This window comes from Streptomyces sp. RLA012 (assembly GCF_056270325.1).
The window spans coordinates 645,276-663,293 of sequence record NZ_JBWDPA010000002.1 but is presented as its reverse complement, the minus strand read 5'-3'; the positions used below and the strand labels follow the sequence as shown (position 1 = coordinate 663,293).

Sequence of the window (18,018 nt, the reverse complement as noted above, 5' to 3'; positions counted from 1 at the left end):
GGCTATGTGTTGTCCGCCCTGGACATCCGCAGGGCGAGATCCTGGAGGAGATCGGCCGTCTTGACGTCGGTGCGCCCGGAGTCGTGGAGATCGGCGAGTTCGGAGAACAGGAACGCGAAGGCGCCCACGAGGGAGATGGTGGCCGGCAGATAGGCGTCCGCGACGGCCTGCCCGGCCTCCGCGGGACCGGCGTCGCCCGGTACCTCGACTCTGGGGAACACCTCCGTCACCAGCGCGCCCAGATGGGTCTCGGTCGACTCGACCTCGGCGTCCTCGTCCTGGGCGATCCTGCGCACCATGGCGTTGGTCTCGGTGAGCACGCCGATGGCGCGCAGGATGATCTCCGTCTGTTCCATGCCGTGAGCCTAAACGGGCGAAGCCTCGCTGTGGTCTCGATGCTCGGGCCGGGATGGTAGACAGTGGCCATGAACGACTTCTCCTCCTCCCGCCCGGCCGGCGCGCGATGACCGCAGGCATCGACACCCCGGACCGCCGGGGCCGTACCGGGCTCGACCGCGTCGGCCGCGATCTGACCGGCAACCCCCGGGTCAAGGTCCGCGAAGTGACACTCCTGTCCAGCCACTGGTACGTGGAGCGCACCACCACCTTCGACTTCCAGCACGCCGACGGCACCTGGAGCACCCAGGAACGCGAGACGCACGACCGCGGCAACGGAGCCACCCTCCTGCTGTTCGACGCCGAGCGTGAAACCGTGCTGCTGACCAGACAGTTCCGCTACCCCGTGTACACCAACGGCCATCCGGACGGCATGCTGGTCGAGACGCCGGGCGGGCTGCTCGACGAGGCGGACGAACATCCCGAGGTCGCCGTGCGGCGCGAGGTCATCGAGGAGACCGGGCACACCGTCGGTGAGGTCCAGCACGTCTTCGACGTGTATATGAGCCCGGGCTCGGTCACCGAGCGGGTGAGCTTCTACGCCGCCTCCTACGGCCCCTCCACCCGCACCCACGAGGGCGGCGGGCTCGACGAGGAGGGCGAGGACATCGAGATCGTCGAACTCCCCTTCCGCCGGGCCCTGGCCATGATCCGCTCCGGGGAGATCGCCGACGCCAAAACAATCATGCTGTTGCAGTGGGCGGCTCTGGAAGGACCGTTCAAGGCCTTGCGTTGAAGTGCCCTCCAAGTCCCACACTCCTGTTCAGGCCTCCCGACGGGCGGGCCTGAACAGGAGGGACCACCATGAAGTACCGCACCATCGGCACCGATCCGAAGACCCGCCGCGAGGTGAGCGTGCTCGCACTCGGCGCGATGCTGTTCGGCTCGGTGACCGACGAGAAGACCTCCTTCGCCGTACTGGACCGCTATGTCGAGGCAGGCGGGAACTTCGTCGACACGTCCGACAACTACGCCTTCTGGACCGACGGCAGCCAGGGCGGACAGAGCGAGCAACTGCTCGGACGGTGGCGGCGCAGCCGCGGAATCGGCGACGAGATCGTCTTCGCGACCAAGCTCGGCGCGCGACCGCTGGCACCCGGCACCGGCTACACCGACAACCCGGAAGGCCTCTCCGCGAAGGTGATACGCGAGGCCGCCGAGCGCAGCAGGGAACGGCTCGGCCTGGACCGGATCGACCTGCTGTACGCGCACATCGAGGACCGCACCGTCGATCTGCGGGAAACCGTCGAGGGGTTCGGCGAACTCGTGGCGGAGGGGAGCGTCGCACTGCTCGGGGCGAGCAACCACGCCATCTGGCGGGTCGAGCGGGCCCGCGCCCTCGCCGCGGCGGCGGGACTGCCCGGCTACGAGGTCCTCCAGTACCAGCACAGCCTGCTGCGCCCCCGCACCGACCTACCCGACGCGCTCTTCCAGGACGGCAGCCTCGGCGGCACCACCGCGGAACTCCTCGGCTATCTGCGCGCCGAGCCCGCCCTGACCCTGGTCGCCTACTCACCCCTGCTGCGCGGCGCCTACGTACGCGAGGACAAGCCGCTGCCCGCGGACTACGACCACCCCGGCACACCACCCCGGCTCGCCGCGCTGCGGGCGGTGGCGCGGGAGACGGGCGCGAGCCCGAACCAGGTCGTGCTCGCCTGGCAACTGGGCGGCGACCTGCCGGTGATCCCGCTGGTGGGGATGTCGTCCGTGGCGCAGTTGGAGGAGAACCTGGCCGCCGTGGACCTGGAGCTGACGCCGGAGCAGCGGGAACGTCTGGACGCGGCCCACTGACATCAGATGCCGCCCGCTGACATCCGGTGCAGCCCACTGACGTCCGGCGCGGCCCGCTCACGTCCGGGTGCGGACCGCTGAAGAGGTGCGCCGACGACCGCCGTCGCGTCAGCGCCGGTCGCCGTGAGTGGACCGGCGGGTGGTGAGCAGGAGCGCGATGTCGTCGGGGCGTTCGGTGGCCTGCCGGGCCTCCTCCGTCAGCAGGTCGGCCGCTCGGGAGAGGGAGGAGGCGCCCGGCCGGGCATGCGGGGTGCCAGCGCGGGACAGGGCCGCGCGGACCCTCTCGATCCCGTCGTCGATGTCGACACCGGGACGCTCGACCAGGCCGTCCGTGTAGAGCGCCAGGACGGCGTCGGGTTCCAGGAGCAGGTCCGTCACCGGGTAGCGGGCCCGCGGGGCCACGCCGAGCACGACCCCGCCGGGCAGGTTCAGAACCTCGGTGCGGCCGTCGGGGTGGCGCAGCAGGGGCTGGGGATGGCCGGCGCGGGCGGCCCGGGCGATGCCGGTCTCCGGGTCCAGCCGGATGTAGCAGCAACTGGCGAACTGGCCCGGATCAAGGTCGATGAGCAGCCGGTTGGTGTGGCTCATCACCTCGTCCGGAGTGTGGTCGCTGAGTGCGAACGCCCGTACCGCGCTGCGTAGTTGCCCCATGGTGGCGGCCGCCTGGACGCCGTGGCCCTGGACGTCGCCGATGACCAGGGCCAGTCCGTCGCCGGCCTCCACGACGTCGTACCAGTCACCGCCGACATCCATCCCCTTGGTGCCGGACAGATAGCGCCCGGCCGTCTCCACCCGGGGGTGCGCCGACAGCCGGTGCGGCAGCAGCGCCTCCTGCAGACCGCGGGCGAGGGCGGCCTCGGAGTCGTAGCGCCGCGCCCGCTCCAGGGCCTGCGCGACGAGTCCGGCGAGCGCGGTCAGCACGGAACGCTCCTCCGTGCTGAAGCCACGGGGACGGTCGAAGCCGAGGATGCAGGAACCGACCGGCCGCCCCGAGGCGATCAGCGGCAGGAAGGCCCGGGCCCCCTCCTTGGCGTCCAGCGGAATGCCGGGATAGGCGGCGGCCAGCTGGGGCATCGACTCGAAGAACAGCGGGCGGCCGGTGGTGAGCGTCTCGACCCCGGGCAGCTTGGCGTCCAGTCCCACTCCGTCGAAGGGGGCGAGGAACCCCTGCGGGAAGCCGGTCTCCCACGCCAGGTACAGGCGCCGGTCCTGCAGCAGATAGATGGCCAGGCGTCGTCCGCCGAACGCGGGCAGCAGTTCCCGCATCACGGTCTCGGACACCTGGCGGGCCGTCACGGCCTCGGTCAGCGCCATGGCGAGGACGATGGGCCGGTACAGCCCCGTCGTGGTGATGCCCGTCGCGGGCTCGGCGATGTCGGTCGGCCGGCTCCCCGACGGCCGCCCGTGGAGCGGTGGCGCGGCCTCGGGGGCCTCCGTGGTGTCGGCGACCCGCCCCATCGGGATCAGCTTGCACGTCAGACTGCTGGGGCCGGGATACACGGACACCGTCAGCCAGGAGTCGCCGTGGCCCGCCGCCGGGGTCCGGCGGCCCCCGCTCGGGCGGGCGGCCTGGAAGTGCACCGGCTCCGGCGACAGCAGCGCGCCGCGCAGATGGTCCTCGTAGGACGGCTGGTCCAGCCAGGGCACCGCCTGCCACAACGGTCGCCCCAAGAGCTCCGCCCGCGGTCGGCCGAGCAGTTCGGCGGCGCGCGGATTGACGTAGGTGATCAGCCCGAGCCGGTCCAGCGCGAACACGCCCTCCGGGAGCAGGTCCGCCGCCCCGTCCGCCGCCGGTCCCGGGCCCGGATCGACGACCGCGCCGCTGACGGCGTACGGCGGGACGAGCGCGTTGCCCGAGGTCCACAGCTCCAGCAGGCGCAGTCCGCCGTTCGCCGTGTGCACCGGCAGCGGATGGGCCGGCGGGTGCCCCGCCGCCGTCTCCTGCAGGGCGGCCAGCAGCACATGCGGATCGTCGAGGGCCAGCGCGTGGGTGAGGGCCTGCGGCGTTCCGGGGAAGATCCTGGCGTTGGTGCCGAGCAGGGCCCACAGCGCGTCGTCCCCAGTGATCCCGCCCTCGGCCGGATCCCAGGTGAACCGCCCGACATAACGGGGCGGCGGCTTCTCGGGCGGCGGCCGCACACACAACGGCTCCCCGTCCCAGACGACCTCGGCACCGTCCTTCTCCAGCATCGACAGAGCCGTGCCCAGGTTCTCCGCCACCGCCGTCATCCGGTCCCGGTCCGGCAGTACCTCGGTGGCGTCCGAAGCCGCGGGACGCAGTACCGTCAGGACCCCGAAGGACGTCGAGGCGCCCACGACGGGGACGTACAGGGAACCGAACTGAAACGGCAGACCGGCCGCGAGCTGTGGATAGCGGCGCATGGTCTCCGTGCCGTCGGCGAGCACCACCTCCACGCCCGACCGGTGGCAGTCGGCGGCGGGGAAGGGCCTGGCCAGGGGCATCCGCCACCAGGAACGGAACAGCTGGCACGGCAGTCCCGCCAGGACGGACAGCCGCAGCATGTCCGGCGTGCTCGAACGCAGGTACACGCCCCCCGCGAAGCCACGGGCCGCGCGGATCGCGTCCGCCACCGCCCCGCTGAGCAAGGCGGCCAGGCCATCCAGCGCCTGGTCCTCACGCTCGGCGCTCCCAGTCATCGGTCTGCCCTCGTCCGCCCGCCGTCAGGGGGATTCCACAGCAAGAATGCGCCTCACCGGCCCCCGCCCGCACCTCGACGCCCAGCCGCGTCGGTCGCTTTCAGTTGTACTCGGCCTGATCCAGCCGCCATCGTCCGTACGCGGCTCCACTCAGCGCGAAACATACCGCGCCCGTCCTCCGTACAGCAGCCCCGGGCGGATGTTTCCGGGTCGCCGGGGTGCCCGGTCGTCCGTGACGGCGGGTCACCGCCGCGTGGGGACGGGGGGTCCGGTCGCCAGTGTTCGTGCGGCGACGGCCGCCACGGCCTCGGCCACCGCCGCGAGCGCGGGGAAGTCGAGTTTCCACTGCTGCCAGAACAGCGGCACCTCGACGGTCCGGTCCGGTGCCAGGTCGACCAGCCGCCCGGCGCGCAGCAGCGGTACGGCCTGCGGCTCGGGCACCGGGCCCCAGCCCAGTCCGGCCACGACGGTGTCGGTGAACCCCTCCGACGTGGGCACGAAGTGCCGCAGCGCGCTCGCCCCGGGGCCGCCCCGCAGGGCGCTGACGAAGTCGTCCTGGAAGTCGTCGTTCCGGTCGAAGGCCACCACCGGAGCCTCGGCGATCAGATCGCGCAGCGACGCCTCCGTCCCGGCACCGAGCCACCGCTCGGCGAAGGCAGGGCTCGCCGCGGGCAGGTACCGCATCCGGCCGAGGGCCCGTACGCAGCCCGCCACCGGCTCCGGCGACGACGTCACCGCCGCCATCACCACACCCTCGCGCAGCAGGGCGGCCGAGTGGTCCTCGTCCTCGCGGCGCAGTTCGAAACAGAGCCCCAGCTCAGGCGGCACGCGGCTGAGTGCGGGCAGGAACCGGGTCGCCGGCGAGTCGGCGTTCACCGCGATCGACAGCCGTGTCGGCTCCCCGGAGTCGGTCATGCCGAGCTCGGTGCGGGCGTCGCGCTCCAGCCGGGCCAGCCGGCGCGCGAACCGCACGACGACCTCGCCGGACTCGGTCGGACGTACCGGTTTCGTCCGCACCAGCAGTCGCCTTCGTGCTGCGCCAGGGCATCCGCCGCGAGGCGGTCCTGGCGGTGGTGGCCATCTGCGCGGTGTCCGACGCGCTGCTCATCGCGCTCGGCCTCGGCGCCCGCCCGCTTGGCCGCCTGCCGGCCCGGCCCTCGTCGTGGCGGGTGCTGGACGGTCTGGTCGCCACCACGATGATCACCATGGGCACGCTGCTGATCACGGGCGCCTGAGCGGGCGTACGCCGGGGTGTCCGGAGGGACTGAAGGGAACCAGGGGGATCACAGGGCTCTCCGCGCGCCCCCCGGTCCGCGATAGTGAACCCTGACACCGAAAGATGTATCGAGCAGCCAGGACGGTCGTGGACACCAGCAAGAGCAGTACGGACGGGACGGACAGCGGTCCGGCGGATCACGACGGGACGGAAGGCGGCTTGGCGGATCACGACGGGGCGGCGAGGCCGACGGACCACGAGGGGGCGGCCGGAGCCGCGCGGGCGGACCGGCGCGGCTGGCGCCGCTGGGCGATGGACACCCGCCCGCTGCGCCGCCCCGCCTACCGCAGACTCTGGTCCTCGACCATCGTCACGGCGGTGGGCAGCCAGCTCACCGCCGTCGCCGTGCCCAAGCAGATCTACGACATCACCGGCTCCTCGGCCTGGGTCGGCTACGCGAGCCTCGCCGGTCTGCTGCCGCTCGTCGTCTTCGCGCTGTGGGGCGGCGCCGTCGCCGACAGCATGGACCGGCGCAAGCTGCTCCTCATCACCAACATCGGCATAGCCGTCACCTCACTGCTCTTCTGGATACAGGCCGTCACCGGACTCGACTCCGTACTCGTCCTGATGACCCTGCTCGCCCTCCAGCAGGCCTTCTTCGGCCTGAACGCCCCGGCCCGCAACGCCTCCATCGCCCGTCTCGTGCCCGAGCACGAACTGCCCGCGGCGAACGCGCTGGGCTCGACCGTCATGCAGACCGGCCTGGTGGCCGGACCGCTGCTCGCCGGTGCCCTGATCCCGGTCATCGGCCTGAGCGAGCTCTATCTGATCGACGCCCTGGCGCTGTGCGTCACCGTGTGGGCGGTGGTGCGGCTGCCCCCGCTGCCGCCCATGACGGGAGCGGCGGCGGGGCGCGCGGGGTGGCGCGAGGTCGTCGCCGGTTTCCGCTACATCGCGCTGCACAAGGTGCTGCTGCTGTCCTTCCTCGCCGACATCATCGCCATGGTGTTCGGCATGCCCCGGGCGCTGTTCCCACAGCTCGCCGCCCAGACGTACGCGCCCTACGGGGAAGGCCTCGCGCTCGGTCTGCTGTTCGCGGCGATCCCGATCGGCGCGGTGGTCGGCGGACTGATGTCGGGCACCTTCTCCCGTGCGCGCCGGCACGGGCTGATGGTGATCGTCGCGGTGCTGGCCTGGGGAGCGGCCATCACCGGCTTCGGCCTGAGCGACAGCCTCTGGGTGGCCGTGGCGTTCCTCGCCGTCGCCGGGGTCGCCGACATGGTCTCCATGGTCTTCCGCGGCGCGATCCTGCTGTCGGCCGCCACGGACGAGATGCGCGGCCGGATGCAGGGCGTGTTCACCGTGGTGGTCGCGGGCGGCCCACGGCTCGCCGACGTCCTGCACGGAACGGCCGGGTCGCTGCTGGGCGCCCGCACGGCCGTCGTGGGCGGCGGTCTGCTGGTGATCGTCGCCACGCTGGGGCTGGCCGCCGCGACGCCCGCCCTGCGGCGGTACACGGCCTGAGGGCGCCGGACCGCGTCAGTCCTCCATGGCCTGCGCCATCAGCGTCTGCAGATGCAGTCCTCGGTGGACGTCGAGCTCGCCGGACACTCCCGTACGTACGGCCGTGGCGAAGTCGCGGCGCAGCACCGGCCAGGTTTCCTCGTGGTCGAGTTCGGAGGCGTCGTACACCAGCGGGGCCTGCGGGCCGAAGAGTTCGATCCGTGTGTTGCCGCGTTCGACGTGGACGGATCCGGACAGCGAGGCCTGGCTGACGGTCCCGTCGGCGTGCTCGCAGGTCAGCTCGATCCAGCGGCGCGGGTCACCGGTGCCGCGGACCCGGACGATCGGCCCGACGGCGGCGTCCAGGAGATCCAGCAGATGAGGACCGAGATCCAGCAGGGCGCCGTGTTCGAGTCGCCAGGTGGTGGCGAACTCGCCGCCCAGGAAGGCGCCGTGCAGGAGACACGAGCGCGCCCCGGTGATCTCCAGCTCCCGCGCCGTGCTCAGGAACTCCCGGGTGGCGGGGTGGTAGCGGTTGGTCAGGACGAGCTGGGAGACGACTCCCGCCTCCTCGACGGCGTCGGCGAGCCGTCGCGCCGACGCCAGGTCTACGCCGAGCGGTTTCTCCAGGAGCAGCGCCTTGCCCGCCTTCGCGGCGAGGGGCGCGAGCTCCGCCTGCACCGCGGGCGGAACGGCGAACGCGACCGCCTCGCACCGGTCGAGCAGTTCCTCGAAGCGGGTGACCGTGGCGGCCCCGTAGGGCGCGGCCGTCTCGCGGGCCGCTTCGGCGCGGCGCGCCCACACCGCGGTCAGTCGCGTCTCGGGCCCGGCGGCGAGCACGCGCGCGTGCACGGCCTGTGCCCAGGGGCCGGCGCCGACCAGTCCGACCTCGACCGGTGAATGAGGCCACGGAAGCGAGGTACCGGTCACGGTCACGGGGATCTCCTTCTGCTGGTGCCCGGGGGCAGGTGGAGAAACTCCATCACGAGGGCTGCGGTCTCGACCAGGGGGGGTGGGCTTCGCCCGGGTGCGGGGCGGCCGGACCGGCCGGTGGAGAGCCGCCGCGGGGGTGGGCCGAAGAGCCGTGCGCCGGCCGTCCGGCGCGGGCATCGGTGGACCCCGGCTTCGGTCCGCTCCGGAGGCAGGTGGGCCGGAGACGCGGGTACGCCGGATCGACTGCCCTGGTCGTCGGCGCCTCACCGTCGTTCCCGGGCCCGGGGTCGACGGCCTTGCGGCCTCCGGGCCTTGCGGCGCCCGGGCCCCCGCTCACTCACTCTTGCACTCACTCTTGACCCTTCCTTTCCCTGATTAGCTCTGACACAGAGCTAATCTCGGACCGTGGAGTCGGAGAGTTTTCCCGAGGCGCTGGCCGACACCTTGGCCGGAGTGCAGCGACTGATCAGGCGGCGGCTGCGGAGCGGCATGACCGCCCCGCGGCTGCCCGGCGCCGAGGTCGAGCTGCTGCGGCTGGTCGTGGCACGCCCGGGCATCGGTGTGTCGGAGGCCGCCAAGGAGCTCTACCTGGCGGGCAATTCCGTCTCGACGCTGGTCAACCAACTGGCGCGGGACGGCTACCTGGTCCGCGAGACGGACCCGGCCGACCGGCGGGCCGCACGCCTGCTGCCCACACCGGCGGCGGACGCCCGGCTGCGCGACTGGCGGCAGCGGCGCGCGGCCCTCGTACGCGGCCAGGTCGCCCGTCTCGACGAGGCCGACCGCGCGGCCCTGGAGGCGGCCCTTCCAGCCCTCCGCAAGCTGGCGGTGAACCTGCATGAGGAGGCCGAGGAGACATGACGCGGAACACGACCGGCGGGGGAGACCCCGCCGAGGGGGAGGCGGCCGCGGCGGCGGATGCCGGGACGGACGCGGTCGACTGCGCCGGGCTCGTCTACGCCTTCGGCGAGACCACCGCGGTCGACGGGCTCGAACTCTCCGTCCGCGACGGCGAGGTGTTCGGACTGCTCGGACCCAACGGGGCGGGGAAGACCACGGCGATCCGCTGCATCACCACACTTCTGCCGGTCCCCGCCGGAATGGTCCGGGTCTTCGGGCACGACACCACCCGCGAACGCATGGCGGTGCGCCGCCTGCTGGGCTACGTACCGCAACAGCTGTCCGCCGACTCCGGGCTCACGGGCCGGGAGAACGTGGCCCTGTTCGCCCGGGTCTTCGACGTCCCCCGCCGGGAACGCGCGGCCCGCGTCGGCCAGGCACTCGCCGCGGTCGACCTGACCGACGCCGCCGACCGGCTGGCCAAGACGTACTCCGGCGGCATGGTCCGCCGCCTCGAACTCGCCCAGGCACTGGTGAGCGCGCCCAGGCTGCTGATCCTCGACGAGCCGACCATCGGCCTCGACCCGATCGCCCGGACGAGCGTGTGGGAGCACATCAACGCCGTACGCGCCGCCACCGGCATGACCGTCCTCGTGACCACCCACTACATGGACGAGGCCGACCAGTACTGCGACCGCGTCGCGCTGATGCACCGCGGCCGTATCCGTGCCCTCGGCACCCCCGACGAACTGCGGACGGGCCTCGGCGAGCGGCGCGGCGCCGGGAAGAACCGTGAACTGCCCACGCTGGAGGACGTCTTCCGCGACATCGCCGGCAGCGGCCTCGACGAGCAGTCAGGAGACTTCAGCGATGTCCGAAGCACCCGTCGCACCGCGTCCCGTGTCGGCTGAACCGGCCGAGCGCGTCCACCTGGGCGACCTGGACCTGCTCGTGGTCCCGCCGCGGGCCCGAACCGGCTGGCGGGTGCTGCCCGCCCGGGTCGGCGCGATGTGCGCGGTCGAGCTGCAGAAGCTCCGCCACGACCGCACCGAGCTGTACACCAGGGCGGTCCAGCCGGCGCTCTGGCTGCTGATCTTCGGCGAGACCTTCACCCGGATCAAGGCGATACCCACCGGCGGCATCCCCTATCTCGACTACCTCGCGCCCGGCATCATCGCCCAGTCCGCGATGTTCATCGCCATCTTCTACGGCATCATGATCATCTGGGAGCGGGACGCCGGGATCCTCACCAAGCTCCTCGTCACACCGACCCCACGTTCGGCGCTCATCACCGGCAAGGCCTTCGCCGCCGGGGTGAAGGCGCTGATCCAGGCGGTGGTGGTCGTCGTCATCGCGGCGCTGCTCGGGGTGGCGATGACCTGGAACCCGCTCCGCCTGCTGGGCGTCGCGGTGGCCGTCGTTCTCGGTTCGGCCTTCTTCTCCTGCCTCTCGATGACCATCGCGGGCATCGTGCTCACCCGGGACCGGCTGATGGGCATCGGCCAGGCGATTGCCTGCCCATAAGCTTTTTCCATGGACGCAGACGAGCAGCAGACAGACCGTCAGGCACTGGCGGACCGTCGCATCTCCCGGTTATCCCTCCCCCGACAGGCCCGCCGCAGCGCTGCTGACTGGAGCGGAGAGAAGGCCGCGATCTACTGCCGCATCTCGCATGCGGATGACGACGACCAAACGGGTGTTGACCGTCAGGAACGGATCTGCCGAGACACCGCCGAGCGCCTGAACCTTACGGTGCCGAACCCTCTGGTGTTCGTGGACAACAACCGGTCCGCGTGGAAGCGCAACCGCAAGCGCCCGGGGTGGGACGCACTGCTCGAAGCCGTCAGCGACGGCCAGGTTCGGCACATCCTCACCTACCACCCGGACCGGCTCATGCGGCAGCCTCACGACCTCGAACAGCTCTTGCACATTGCCGACCAGCACGACATCACGTTGCACGGCCAGGCCAACCGGCGTGATCTTGCCGACCCTGACGACCGGTTCTTTCTCCGCATCGAGGTAGCGCACGCTTGCCGCTCCAGTGACGACACATCACGGCGGTTGCGTGACGCCACGGTTGACCGAGCCCGAGATGGCCAGCCGCACGGAGGTAAGCGTCGCTACGGCTACGACAAATCGGGAACGTTGATCATCGCGGCGGAGGCGGCCATCGTCCGAGAAGTCTTCACTCGCTACCTTGAGGGCGAGACCCCGACCGCTCTGGCCCGCGACCTCAACGAACGCAACGAGCGGACGGCCCTCGGACGCGAGTGGAACGCCGATAGCGTCCGAGCGCTTCTCGACAGTCACCATGTCGCAGGCATCCGTGTCTTCCGAGGCGAAGAAGTCGGCCGGGGCCAGTGGCCCGCGATCATCAACGAAGGTCTCTGGCAGGAGGTACGCGACCGGCGCACGTACCGGGCCCCGGCCGTCCCGAGCAGTCAGAAGGGGGACAACCGTTTCTACCTGCTGCGCGGCATCGTGATGTGCAAGCGGTGCGGCGTGCGCATGGCTGGGTCCCTGGGCAAGTACCTGTGCGGACGCAGCCAGCGGACGGACAGCAAGTTCTGTGGGCGCAGCGTGTCCGCGCCGACGTTGGAAGCGTTCGTGACAGACGCGGCCATCAACCTGTTGGAGCGGATCGACGTGACCGGCAGCACCGAGCCGCCGAGTTTGACGGCAGTCGATCAGGCAGCCATCGAGGCTGACCAAGAGGAGCTTGCCGAGCTGAAAGACATGTGGGATGCCGGGGAACTGAAGACGCGCGAGTATCGCGCCATGCGCAAGACAGTTGAGGACCGGATCACTCAGATCCGCCGCAAACTGGTGGTCCGACCGGCGGTTGAGGTGCTTGAGGGTTTGGTGGGCCCCAACGCGCGAAGCAGTTGGGAGCAGCTGGAGGAGAGGAAGCAGTACGAGCGCATGAACGCCGTTCTCCGCTTCCTGTTCGGCGCAGTAATCATCGATGCCTCGTCGACACGGGGCCGCAGCTTCGACTTTGGCCGCGTGGACATCGAGTCGAACGAACTGTAGCGAGTGAAACGGAGGGGCCCGCGAGGGCTCCCTCCGCAATTCGGCTGGTCACTGACTCTAGGTCCCGCTCCCCGGAACTTCGGACGTGGGCTGCAGAAGCCGGGCGAGACGCCGCGCCCCCTCAGGGCTGATCTTGGTTGGGAACTTGGCGCACACTCGCTCCAGATGCCGAGCACGATCCGCCTCACGATCACGCCGCACCGTCAGGTGATCACCTTTGCCGGGCCGGAGGAGATCTCTTGTCGGGCGATCTCGCGGTTCGCGGCGATGTCATCGGCAACGCCAGCGGCCAGGAGCGCGGCGCCGGGGGTGTGGCCGGAGCCCATGTAACGCCAGTGCCTATCTGTCACCGCGTCGGGAATGTCGACGTGACCGGCGTGGTGGGCGCGTTCGGCGCGCAGGGCCGCGTATGTCGTCGAGTAGGCACGGGATTTGGTGAGGATGTGGCCGCGGTATCCGAGCGTGTGAGTCCAGTCCCGGAGGCGTAGGGGTGCGTATTCGGCAAGGTCGCCGAGGTGCCAGCAGGTACGCATGAGGGTGCGGACGTGTGCGCTCACAGGGGCCGTGTCGATGTCGTCCCAGGTGGTGACCCTGTGGTCGATGCCGGCGCCTGTCTCGCTGGCTCCCTTTGTGACGTACTTCGCGACGTACGCGGCGACGGCGTCATCATCCGGTCCGTCGCCGTCGGCGCGCAGAGGGCGAGCGTCGATTTGGGCGCCCCAGCGAAGGGCGAGTTCGCCGACGGCCGGGGTGTATGGGGTGCGGACCAGGACGCGCCGGGCGGAGGAGTGGACGGCGTCGGTGAGCAGTTCCGCGGTGCCCCAGGCCGGGGGTTCGTCGTCGGGTCCGTTCGGGCCGTCGAGGCGGACGACGGCGTGCACGTGGACGGCCGCCCGCTTCTGGTACTCGGCGACGCGGGCGAAGGACAGCCGGGCGTGCTGGGCGAATCGGGACTGTACGAGGCCGACCGAGGAGGCCAGGCGCCGCCGGACGTCGATGACGAACCGGTCCCAGAGCTTGGACGCGTGTACGTGCCACAGCACGTGGCCCGTGTAGTCGTAGCAGTCGGCGCACAGCGGTTGGCCGACCAGGGGATCAGTCACGCCGTGGACGGCCCCGCAGCCAAGAGAGCGCCCGTGATCGCACTCGGCCCGGTCGCGACGGGGGCGGCAGCGCTCCCCGGCACGGTGCACGGCCCCGAACGACGGAGCAGTCAGGGTAACGAAGAGCCGGGGCCGATGGCGGACGTGGGCGGGGATGTTCTTGCTGCCGAGGAGTCCTGCGCGGACGAGGTGGTAGGTGTCGCCCGCGTGGAGTCGGGAGCAGGGGGCGCAGACGGTTGCGCGTCTGTTGCGGCAGCGGACGAGGAGCCGTTCGCCGGGTTCGGTGCGGGTGTCGTAGTGCTGGATGATCTCGCCGGTTGTGCCGTCCAGAGTGGTGGTCGAGCCGGAGAGGTGGACGGGGTGGGAGCAGCCGCCGATTGCGGTGATCTGCTCCAGCCAGCGGGTGAACTGGGGATCTTGGGCGATGCGGATGGCGTCGCGGTCGATTTCGGAGAGCTGACGCAGGCGCGCCGCGCGGTCGAGGGCGGCGCGCCTGTCAGCCGGGGTGAACTCGGGTGTGATGGTGGTGACCTTCCGGGGTGGGCCGCCGCAGCGGCACGGGTGAGGGTGGGTGGCGCGCAGTCGTCCATGGGGATCACTCCTTGGGTGGTCGGGCATGGGGTTGGCGGTGGGTCAGCGGATGGTTCCAGTGCCGCGGCAGACGCGGCAGCGGCGAAGCCGTCCGGTCCAGGTCCTGCGGGCTCCGTCGCCCTTGCAGTGGGGGCACCTCACGCGAGGCATGGGCATGGCGTTGGTCCTTCCTGCCGGTCTAGAAGTGGGAGAAGCCGCTCAGGACCCAGGTCAGGAAGCCGTTGATGGTGAGGCTGACGGGGGTCTGGCCGAGGTACATGCCGAAGAGGGCGATGCAGACCGCTTCCCAGGCGCGGACGTCGCGGGAGCGCACCAGGAGGAAGGTGATGATCCCGAAGACCACCACGAGGGACACGGCGGTACCTGTGCTGATCACTTGTCGTCTCCTTCGAGCGCCGCGAGGGCACGGTCTATGGCGGGCAGTTCAGGGGTCATAGCGGTGTGCTTCCGGGCCGTGGCCATGGCCTCTTCAGTGGTTGTCAGGTGGGAGCGGGCTCGGCTCCAGCCACCGTCAGGCCCGGTGCAGACGGCGACGCCCTGCTCGTCCGGGGTGATCGACTGAGCGACGATCACGGCGTCCTTGTTGAGGTCGCCGAGGGTCATCTCTGCCGTGCCGGGGTCGTTGACCCGGTGGCAGATACGGCCGCCGAGCTGGGCCCGCAGCGCGGTGACACCGGGTCCGAGGTCGGAGCCGACGCGCTGTCCGGCAACGACCAGATGCATGCCGAGTGCGGCACCGAGCTGGGCCAGCCGGAGCAGGAGGGTGGAGCACTGTTCGGCTTCCGCCTTGCTCTCCCGCCTGCCGTCGGAGAGGTACAGCTCCGCGATCTCGTCGACGATCACGACGACCGGCACCGGCCGCAGCTTCTCCGGCAGTTCCCAGATGGAGCGGACTCCGGCCGTGCGGCAGACGCGCATGCGGTCCTGCATGTCGTCGACCAGCGCGGCCAGCACGACGACGGCCTCACGCCGACAGGTGGTCAGTGTGCTCAGCCGGTCGGCGAAGAGGCCGAGTTCCATTCCGCCCTTGCAGTCGATGCCGACCAGGGCGACGGGCTGCGGGGCGAGTTGAGTGATCAGCCGGGCCAGCAGGGTGGACTTGCCGGAGCGGGTGGCGCCCGCGATGAGCCAGTGCGGCACGAGCAGCAGGTCCATGACCCACGCGCCGCCGCTCTCCAGTACGCCGATGAGTGCGGACAGCAGCGCGGCAGGCGCGGAGGCTAAGCCGGGCCGGGCCAGCGGGTCACTCGCGGTTGCCGTCAGGAGCACGAGGCCGCGCTCCGGCGAGGTGACCCGTACCGCGTGCACCTTCCACGCGTGCACGAGCGCATCCGCCGCCTTCATGTAGGTGGCCGGGGTCTGGCCCGCGTGCAGACGCACGGTCGACGTCAGCCCGACGCGGGTAGGTCGCGGGAACGAGAGCCGGGGTGTGACCGGCCGCAGCGGATCGCCCTTGACGACCAGGTCCCCGAGGAGCCCGCGGGGCGGACGGCTGGATACGGCAAGGTCGTTGAGCATCGCGACCTTGCGCCAGGTGAACACCACCCGCAAGGCGGTGACCGGGTATCCGGCGAGGTACCAGTGCCACGCCGGACGGCGCTGCCGGAGCAGGTCACCGAGGACGAGCACCCACGCCAGCGCGGCCAGTCCGAAGGCGAGCGCAATCGGACCCATCACGCACCCCCTGCCTTGTTCGGTGCGGGAGTGCTGGGCACGGGGGTGATCGCGTCGGCGCGGAAGCTGATTCCGTGCCGGTCGCCCATGGCCCAGGCGAACGCGGTCAGTCCGGTGATCTTGAGGATCTGTCCTTCCTCGATGCCCTTCGGCTCACCGGTCACGGCGATCTCGATGACGGAGATACGGCGCCGGTCCTGCCGCACGGTGACGGCCACGGTGTAGACGGTGTTGCCGTCGCGGTCCTTCTTGACCTCCTGTGTCTCGGAGTTGCTGATCTTTGCTTCGGGCGCGATGGCGCACCGCAGTACGCCCAGTCGTGCCGTGTCCACGGGAATGGACTGCATTGCTTGGCCTCCCTGGCCAGTCGGGACGCCTAACACATTCAGACGTCACTTGTCCTTACGAGTTACGACTATGCGGCTCTGTACGGCGAGGGGTCAACTACTTATGCTGACGAGTGATGTCGCGCGTGCGACGTACCTACGACTTCGACCCGAAGGTGCCGAGATGACGGAGATCCAACGCCCCGGAGCCCTCTACCAGCAGGTCGCCGCCGCGATCCGGGAAGCCATCCTGAAGGGCGAGTTCGCGCCCGGCGCCCCGCTCCCCTCGGAGGCCCAGCTCATCGAGCGCTACAAGGTGTCCCGCCCCACCGTCCGCAACGCTGTTGCCGCCCTGCGAGCGGAAGGCCTGATCGAGGTGCGGCACGGCAAGGGCAGCTTCGTACGCTCCGACGGCCAGCCCACCGTCACCCTCGAACGCCGGATCAGCCGCACCGCGGACGGGCGTTTCGTGATGCCCAACGGCGCCGTCTGGGACGAGGCTGAAGAGCCCACCCCGTACCGCACCCACACCACCACGGCCACCGGCCAGTTGCTCGAACTCGGCGAGGAGGAAGCCCTCCTCGGCTGCGACCGGCTGCTCACCGACCCCGCCAGCGGGACGCGGGCGATGCACCGCACGTTGATCCCGTTCGAGGTGGCCGAGGGGACCCCGCTGGCCGAGGCCCCGGACACCCGCCCGGCGGCGGCATACGAGTTCCTGACGCAGGCCGGACACAAGCTGTGGTGGTCGGAGACGGTCCGCGCCCACATGCCACTCCCGGACGAGCGGACCGCCCTCCAGCTCCCGGACGCGACCCCGATCCTGCACCTGTCCCGCGTCACCCACGGCACCGACGACCGCCCCCTGATCCTCGAAGAACTCCGCGTCGGGGCGGACCGTGCCCAACTCGCCTACCGGATCACCGCCGACAAGGAGCCCGCGCGGCGCACCCGCGCATGAAAGCCGACGCGCCCAGTGCGGCATGCTCAGGACATGAGCGCATTCAGCAGTGATCTGGAACTGGATGTCTACGACGCGACAGGCAACGGGGTGCAAGTCGACGTGGCAACCAACACCCTGACCGGCACAGTCCGGCTGTCGGTGCTCTGGACCCAGGAAATTTTCCTCTCGGCTGATGACGCCGAGCGGGTCGCCCAGTCCCTTCTGAACGCCGCAGAACACGTCCGCCGCTTCGGACCACAGACGGACTGAGGATCGTAGATCGGTCGAAACAGCCTTCACTTTCTCAAGGGCGCGCCTGCGGCGCGCCGGGCAGCCCGGCCGCCCCGGCCGGGCATGCGGCGTGGCCGCCGGTCCCGTCCGGGCGCCCGCCTGCCCACACCGCACCACGCCGGAGGACGGAAGGCGTCGACCCGGCGACGTGGGCCGGGGCACAGGTGGCTGGGGGTCGCCGGCCGCCGAGACTTTAGACAGCTCCCATGGGGCGAGCCTCGAAGAACAGGGGGCCGATCGGGCTATTGCGGGCAGCTCCAAGGACTGCCCGATCCGCTGGCGAGCGTAAGGCCCCCTGTTCACTCGCCCCATGGCAGCTACTGCCCAAAGTCTCTGCGGCCGGCGACGTGCCCACGCGCGCCACTCACCAGTGGAAAGACTCCTCACGCCGCACCGCCGTCGCGACCCGCCGCAAGCACCTCCAGGAGCACGGCGAGCCGCTCCACCGCATCCGGCCAGCCCGCCACCCGCACAACCCCGAGGCCACGCTCATTCGTCGACGCAACGGCCCGCACCTCCGACAGTTCAAATCCCGCACCGAGCAGCGCCCGGTTGAGCCGGTCGGCAGCCTCCCGCGCCCCGCGCCAGCCCGCCATGTAGTCGATACCGGGCACCCACAGACCGCAGTCCGTGCCCGCGACGTCGAGACCATCGCCCAGCCAGTCGTCACCTGTGCCAGCCACCTTGCCCACCTCTGCCCTGATCTAGGTAACGGATCGT

General features: G+C 70.9%; 16 protein-coding genes and 3 pseudogenes. 10 read left to right on the top strand and 9 right to left on the bottom strand.

Annotated elements, in window-relative coordinates; translation table 11 throughout:
• Nucleotides 1-2: 2 nt before the first annotated feature.
• Nucleotides 3-356: a hypothetical protein gene (locus tag RV986_RS03325; RefSeq protein WP_475915934.1), complete on the bottom strand. Its 354-nt coding sequence runs from the start codon at nt 354-356 to the stop codon at nt 3-5.
• 107 nt (nt 357-463) lie between these two features.
• On the opposite strand from RV986_RS03325, the gene RV986_RS03320 reads away from it, so the two are divergent.
• Both RV986_RS03320 and RV986_RS03315 read left to right on the top strand, forming a co-directional pair.
• A complete protein-coding gene (locus RV986_RS03320) occupies nt 464-1,132 on the top strand; it encodes an NUDIX domain-containing protein (RefSeq protein WP_475915933.1) in 669 nt (222 codons plus the stop codon).
• Nucleotides 1,133-1,200: 68 nt separating this feature from the next.
• Complete coding sequence (locus RV986_RS03315; protein WP_475915932.1) at nt 1,201-2,187, top strand: aldo/keto reductase; 987 nt, start codon at nt 1,201-1,203, stop codon at nt 2,185-2,187.
• A 108-nt stretch (nt 2,188-2,295) separates the two neighbouring features.
• On the opposite strand, the gene RV986_RS03310 is transcribed toward RV986_RS03315, so the two are convergent.
• Both RV986_RS03310 and RV986_RS03305 read right to left on the bottom strand, forming a co-directional pair.
• Nucleotides 2,296-4,845, bottom strand: a complete 2,550-nt coding sequence (locus RV986_RS03310; RefSeq protein ID WP_475915931.1) for a SpoIIE family protein phosphatase — start codon at nt 4,843-4,845, stop codon at nt 2,296-2,298.
• A 243-nt stretch (nt 4,846-5,088) separates the two neighbouring features.
• Nucleotides 5,089-5,874 (bottom strand): annotated as a pseudogene (locus tag RV986_RS03305) (ArgP/LysG family DNA-binding transcriptional regulator); the annotation flags it as partial.
• Between RV986_RS03305 and RV986_RS03300 the strand changes: the two are divergent.
• Together RV986_RS03300 and RV986_RS03295 are read left to right on the top strand one after the other, a co-directional pair.
• Nucleotides 5,871-5,969 (top strand): annotated as a pseudogene (locus RV986_RS03300) (amino acid transporter); the annotation flags it as partial. The pseudogenes RV986_RS03305 and RV986_RS03300 sit on opposite strands and share 4 nt — an antisense overlap.
• Nucleotides 5,970-6,184: 215 nt before the next feature.
• Nucleotides 6,185-7,585 (top strand): MFS transporter, encoded by a 1,401-nt coding sequence (locus tag RV986_RS03295; protein ID WP_475915930.1) that lies wholly within the window; start codon nt 6,185-6,187, stop codon nt 7,583-7,585.
• Between the two features lie 15 nt (nt 7,586-7,600).
• On the opposite strand, the gene RV986_RS03290 is transcribed toward RV986_RS03295, so the two are convergent.
• Nucleotides 7,601-8,494 carry a Gfo/Idh/MocA family protein gene (locus RV986_RS03290; protein ID WP_475924168.1) on the bottom strand — a complete coding sequence of 298 codons (894 nt, stop codon included), beginning with the start codon at nt 8,492-8,494 and terminating at the stop codon, nt 7,601-7,603.
• 408 nt (nt 8,495-8,902) lie between these two features.
• Between RV986_RS03290 and RV986_RS03285 the strand changes: the two genes are divergently transcribed.
• From RV986_RS03285 to RV986_RS03270, 4 genes and pseudogenes are all read left to right on the top strand, one after another.
• Nucleotides 8,903-9,358: a MarR family winged helix-turn-helix transcriptional regulator gene (locus RV986_RS03285; RefSeq protein ID WP_475915929.1), complete on the top strand. Its 456-nt coding sequence runs from the start codon at nt 8,903-8,905 to the stop codon at nt 9,356-9,358.
• Nucleotides 9,355-10,248, top strand: a complete 894-nt coding sequence (locus RV986_RS03280) for an ATP-binding cassette domain-containing protein (protein ID WP_475915928.1) — start codon at nt 9,355-9,357, stop codon at nt 10,246-10,248. Before RV986_RS03285 ends, RV986_RS03280 begins: the two co-directional genes overlap by 4 nt.
• Nucleotides 10,208-10,858 (top strand): annotated as a pseudogene (locus RV986_RS03275) (ABC transporter permease); the annotation flags it as partial. The gene RV986_RS03280 and the pseudogene RV986_RS03275, both read left to right, overlap by 41 nt.
• A 12-nt stretch (nt 10,859-10,870) precedes the next feature.
• A complete protein-coding gene (locus RV986_RS03270; RefSeq protein WP_475915927.1) occupies nt 10,871-12,370 on the top strand; it encodes a recombinase family protein in 1,500 nt (499 codons plus the stop codon).
• 203 nt (nt 12,371-12,573) lie between these two features.
• Here RV986_RS03270 and RV986_RS03265 read toward each other — a convergent pair whose 3' ends face one another.
• From RV986_RS03265 to RV986_RS03250, 4 genes are all read right to left on the bottom strand, one after another.
• Nucleotides 12,574-14,091, bottom strand: a complete 1,518-nt coding sequence (locus RV986_RS03265) for a replication initiator (RefSeq protein WP_475915926.1) — start codon at nt 14,089-14,091, stop codon at nt 12,574-12,576.
• 151 nt (nt 14,092-14,242) lie between these two features.
• On the bottom strand, nt 14,243-14,440 hold the full coding sequence (locus tag RV986_RS03260) for a hypothetical protein (protein ID WP_355618564.1): 198 nt from the start codon (nt 14,438-14,440) through the stop codon (nt 14,243-14,245).
• Nucleotides 14,437-15,738 (bottom strand): FtsK/SpoIIIE domain-containing protein, encoded by a 1,302-nt coding sequence (locus RV986_RS03255; protein WP_475915925.1) that lies wholly within the window; start codon nt 15,736-15,738, stop codon nt 14,437-14,439. The genes RV986_RS03260 and RV986_RS03255 overlap by 4 nt, the downstream gene beginning before the upstream one ends.
• Complete coding sequence (locus tag RV986_RS03250; protein ID WP_475915924.1) at nt 15,738-16,085, bottom strand: SCO3933 family regulatory protein; 348 nt, start codon at nt 16,083-16,085, stop codon at nt 15,738-15,740. The genes RV986_RS03255 and RV986_RS03250 overlap by 1 nt, the downstream gene beginning before the upstream one ends.
• A gap of 163 nt (nt 16,086-16,248) precedes the next feature.
• On the opposite strand from RV986_RS03250, the gene RV986_RS03245 reads away from it, so the two are divergent.
• Nucleotides 16,249-17,025: a GntR family transcriptional regulator gene (locus RV986_RS03245; protein WP_475915923.1), complete on the top strand. Its 777-nt coding sequence runs from the start codon at nt 16,249-16,251 to the stop codon at nt 17,023-17,025.
• A 33-nt stretch (nt 17,026-17,058) separates the two neighbouring features.
• Entirely contained in the window at nt 17,059-17,277 is a 219-nt protein-coding gene (locus RV986_RS03240; RefSeq protein WP_475915922.1) for a hypothetical protein, read from the top strand.
• Nucleotides 17,278-17,681: 404 nt separating this feature from the next.
• On the opposite strand, the gene RV986_RS03235 is transcribed toward RV986_RS03240, so the two are convergent.
• Nucleotides 17,682-17,981, bottom strand: coding sequence for a hypothetical protein (locus RV986_RS03235; protein ID WP_475915921.1), 300 nt, complete (start codon nt 17,979-17,981; stop codon nt 17,682-17,684).
• Between the last annotated feature and the right edge of the window lie 37 nt (nt 17,982-18,018).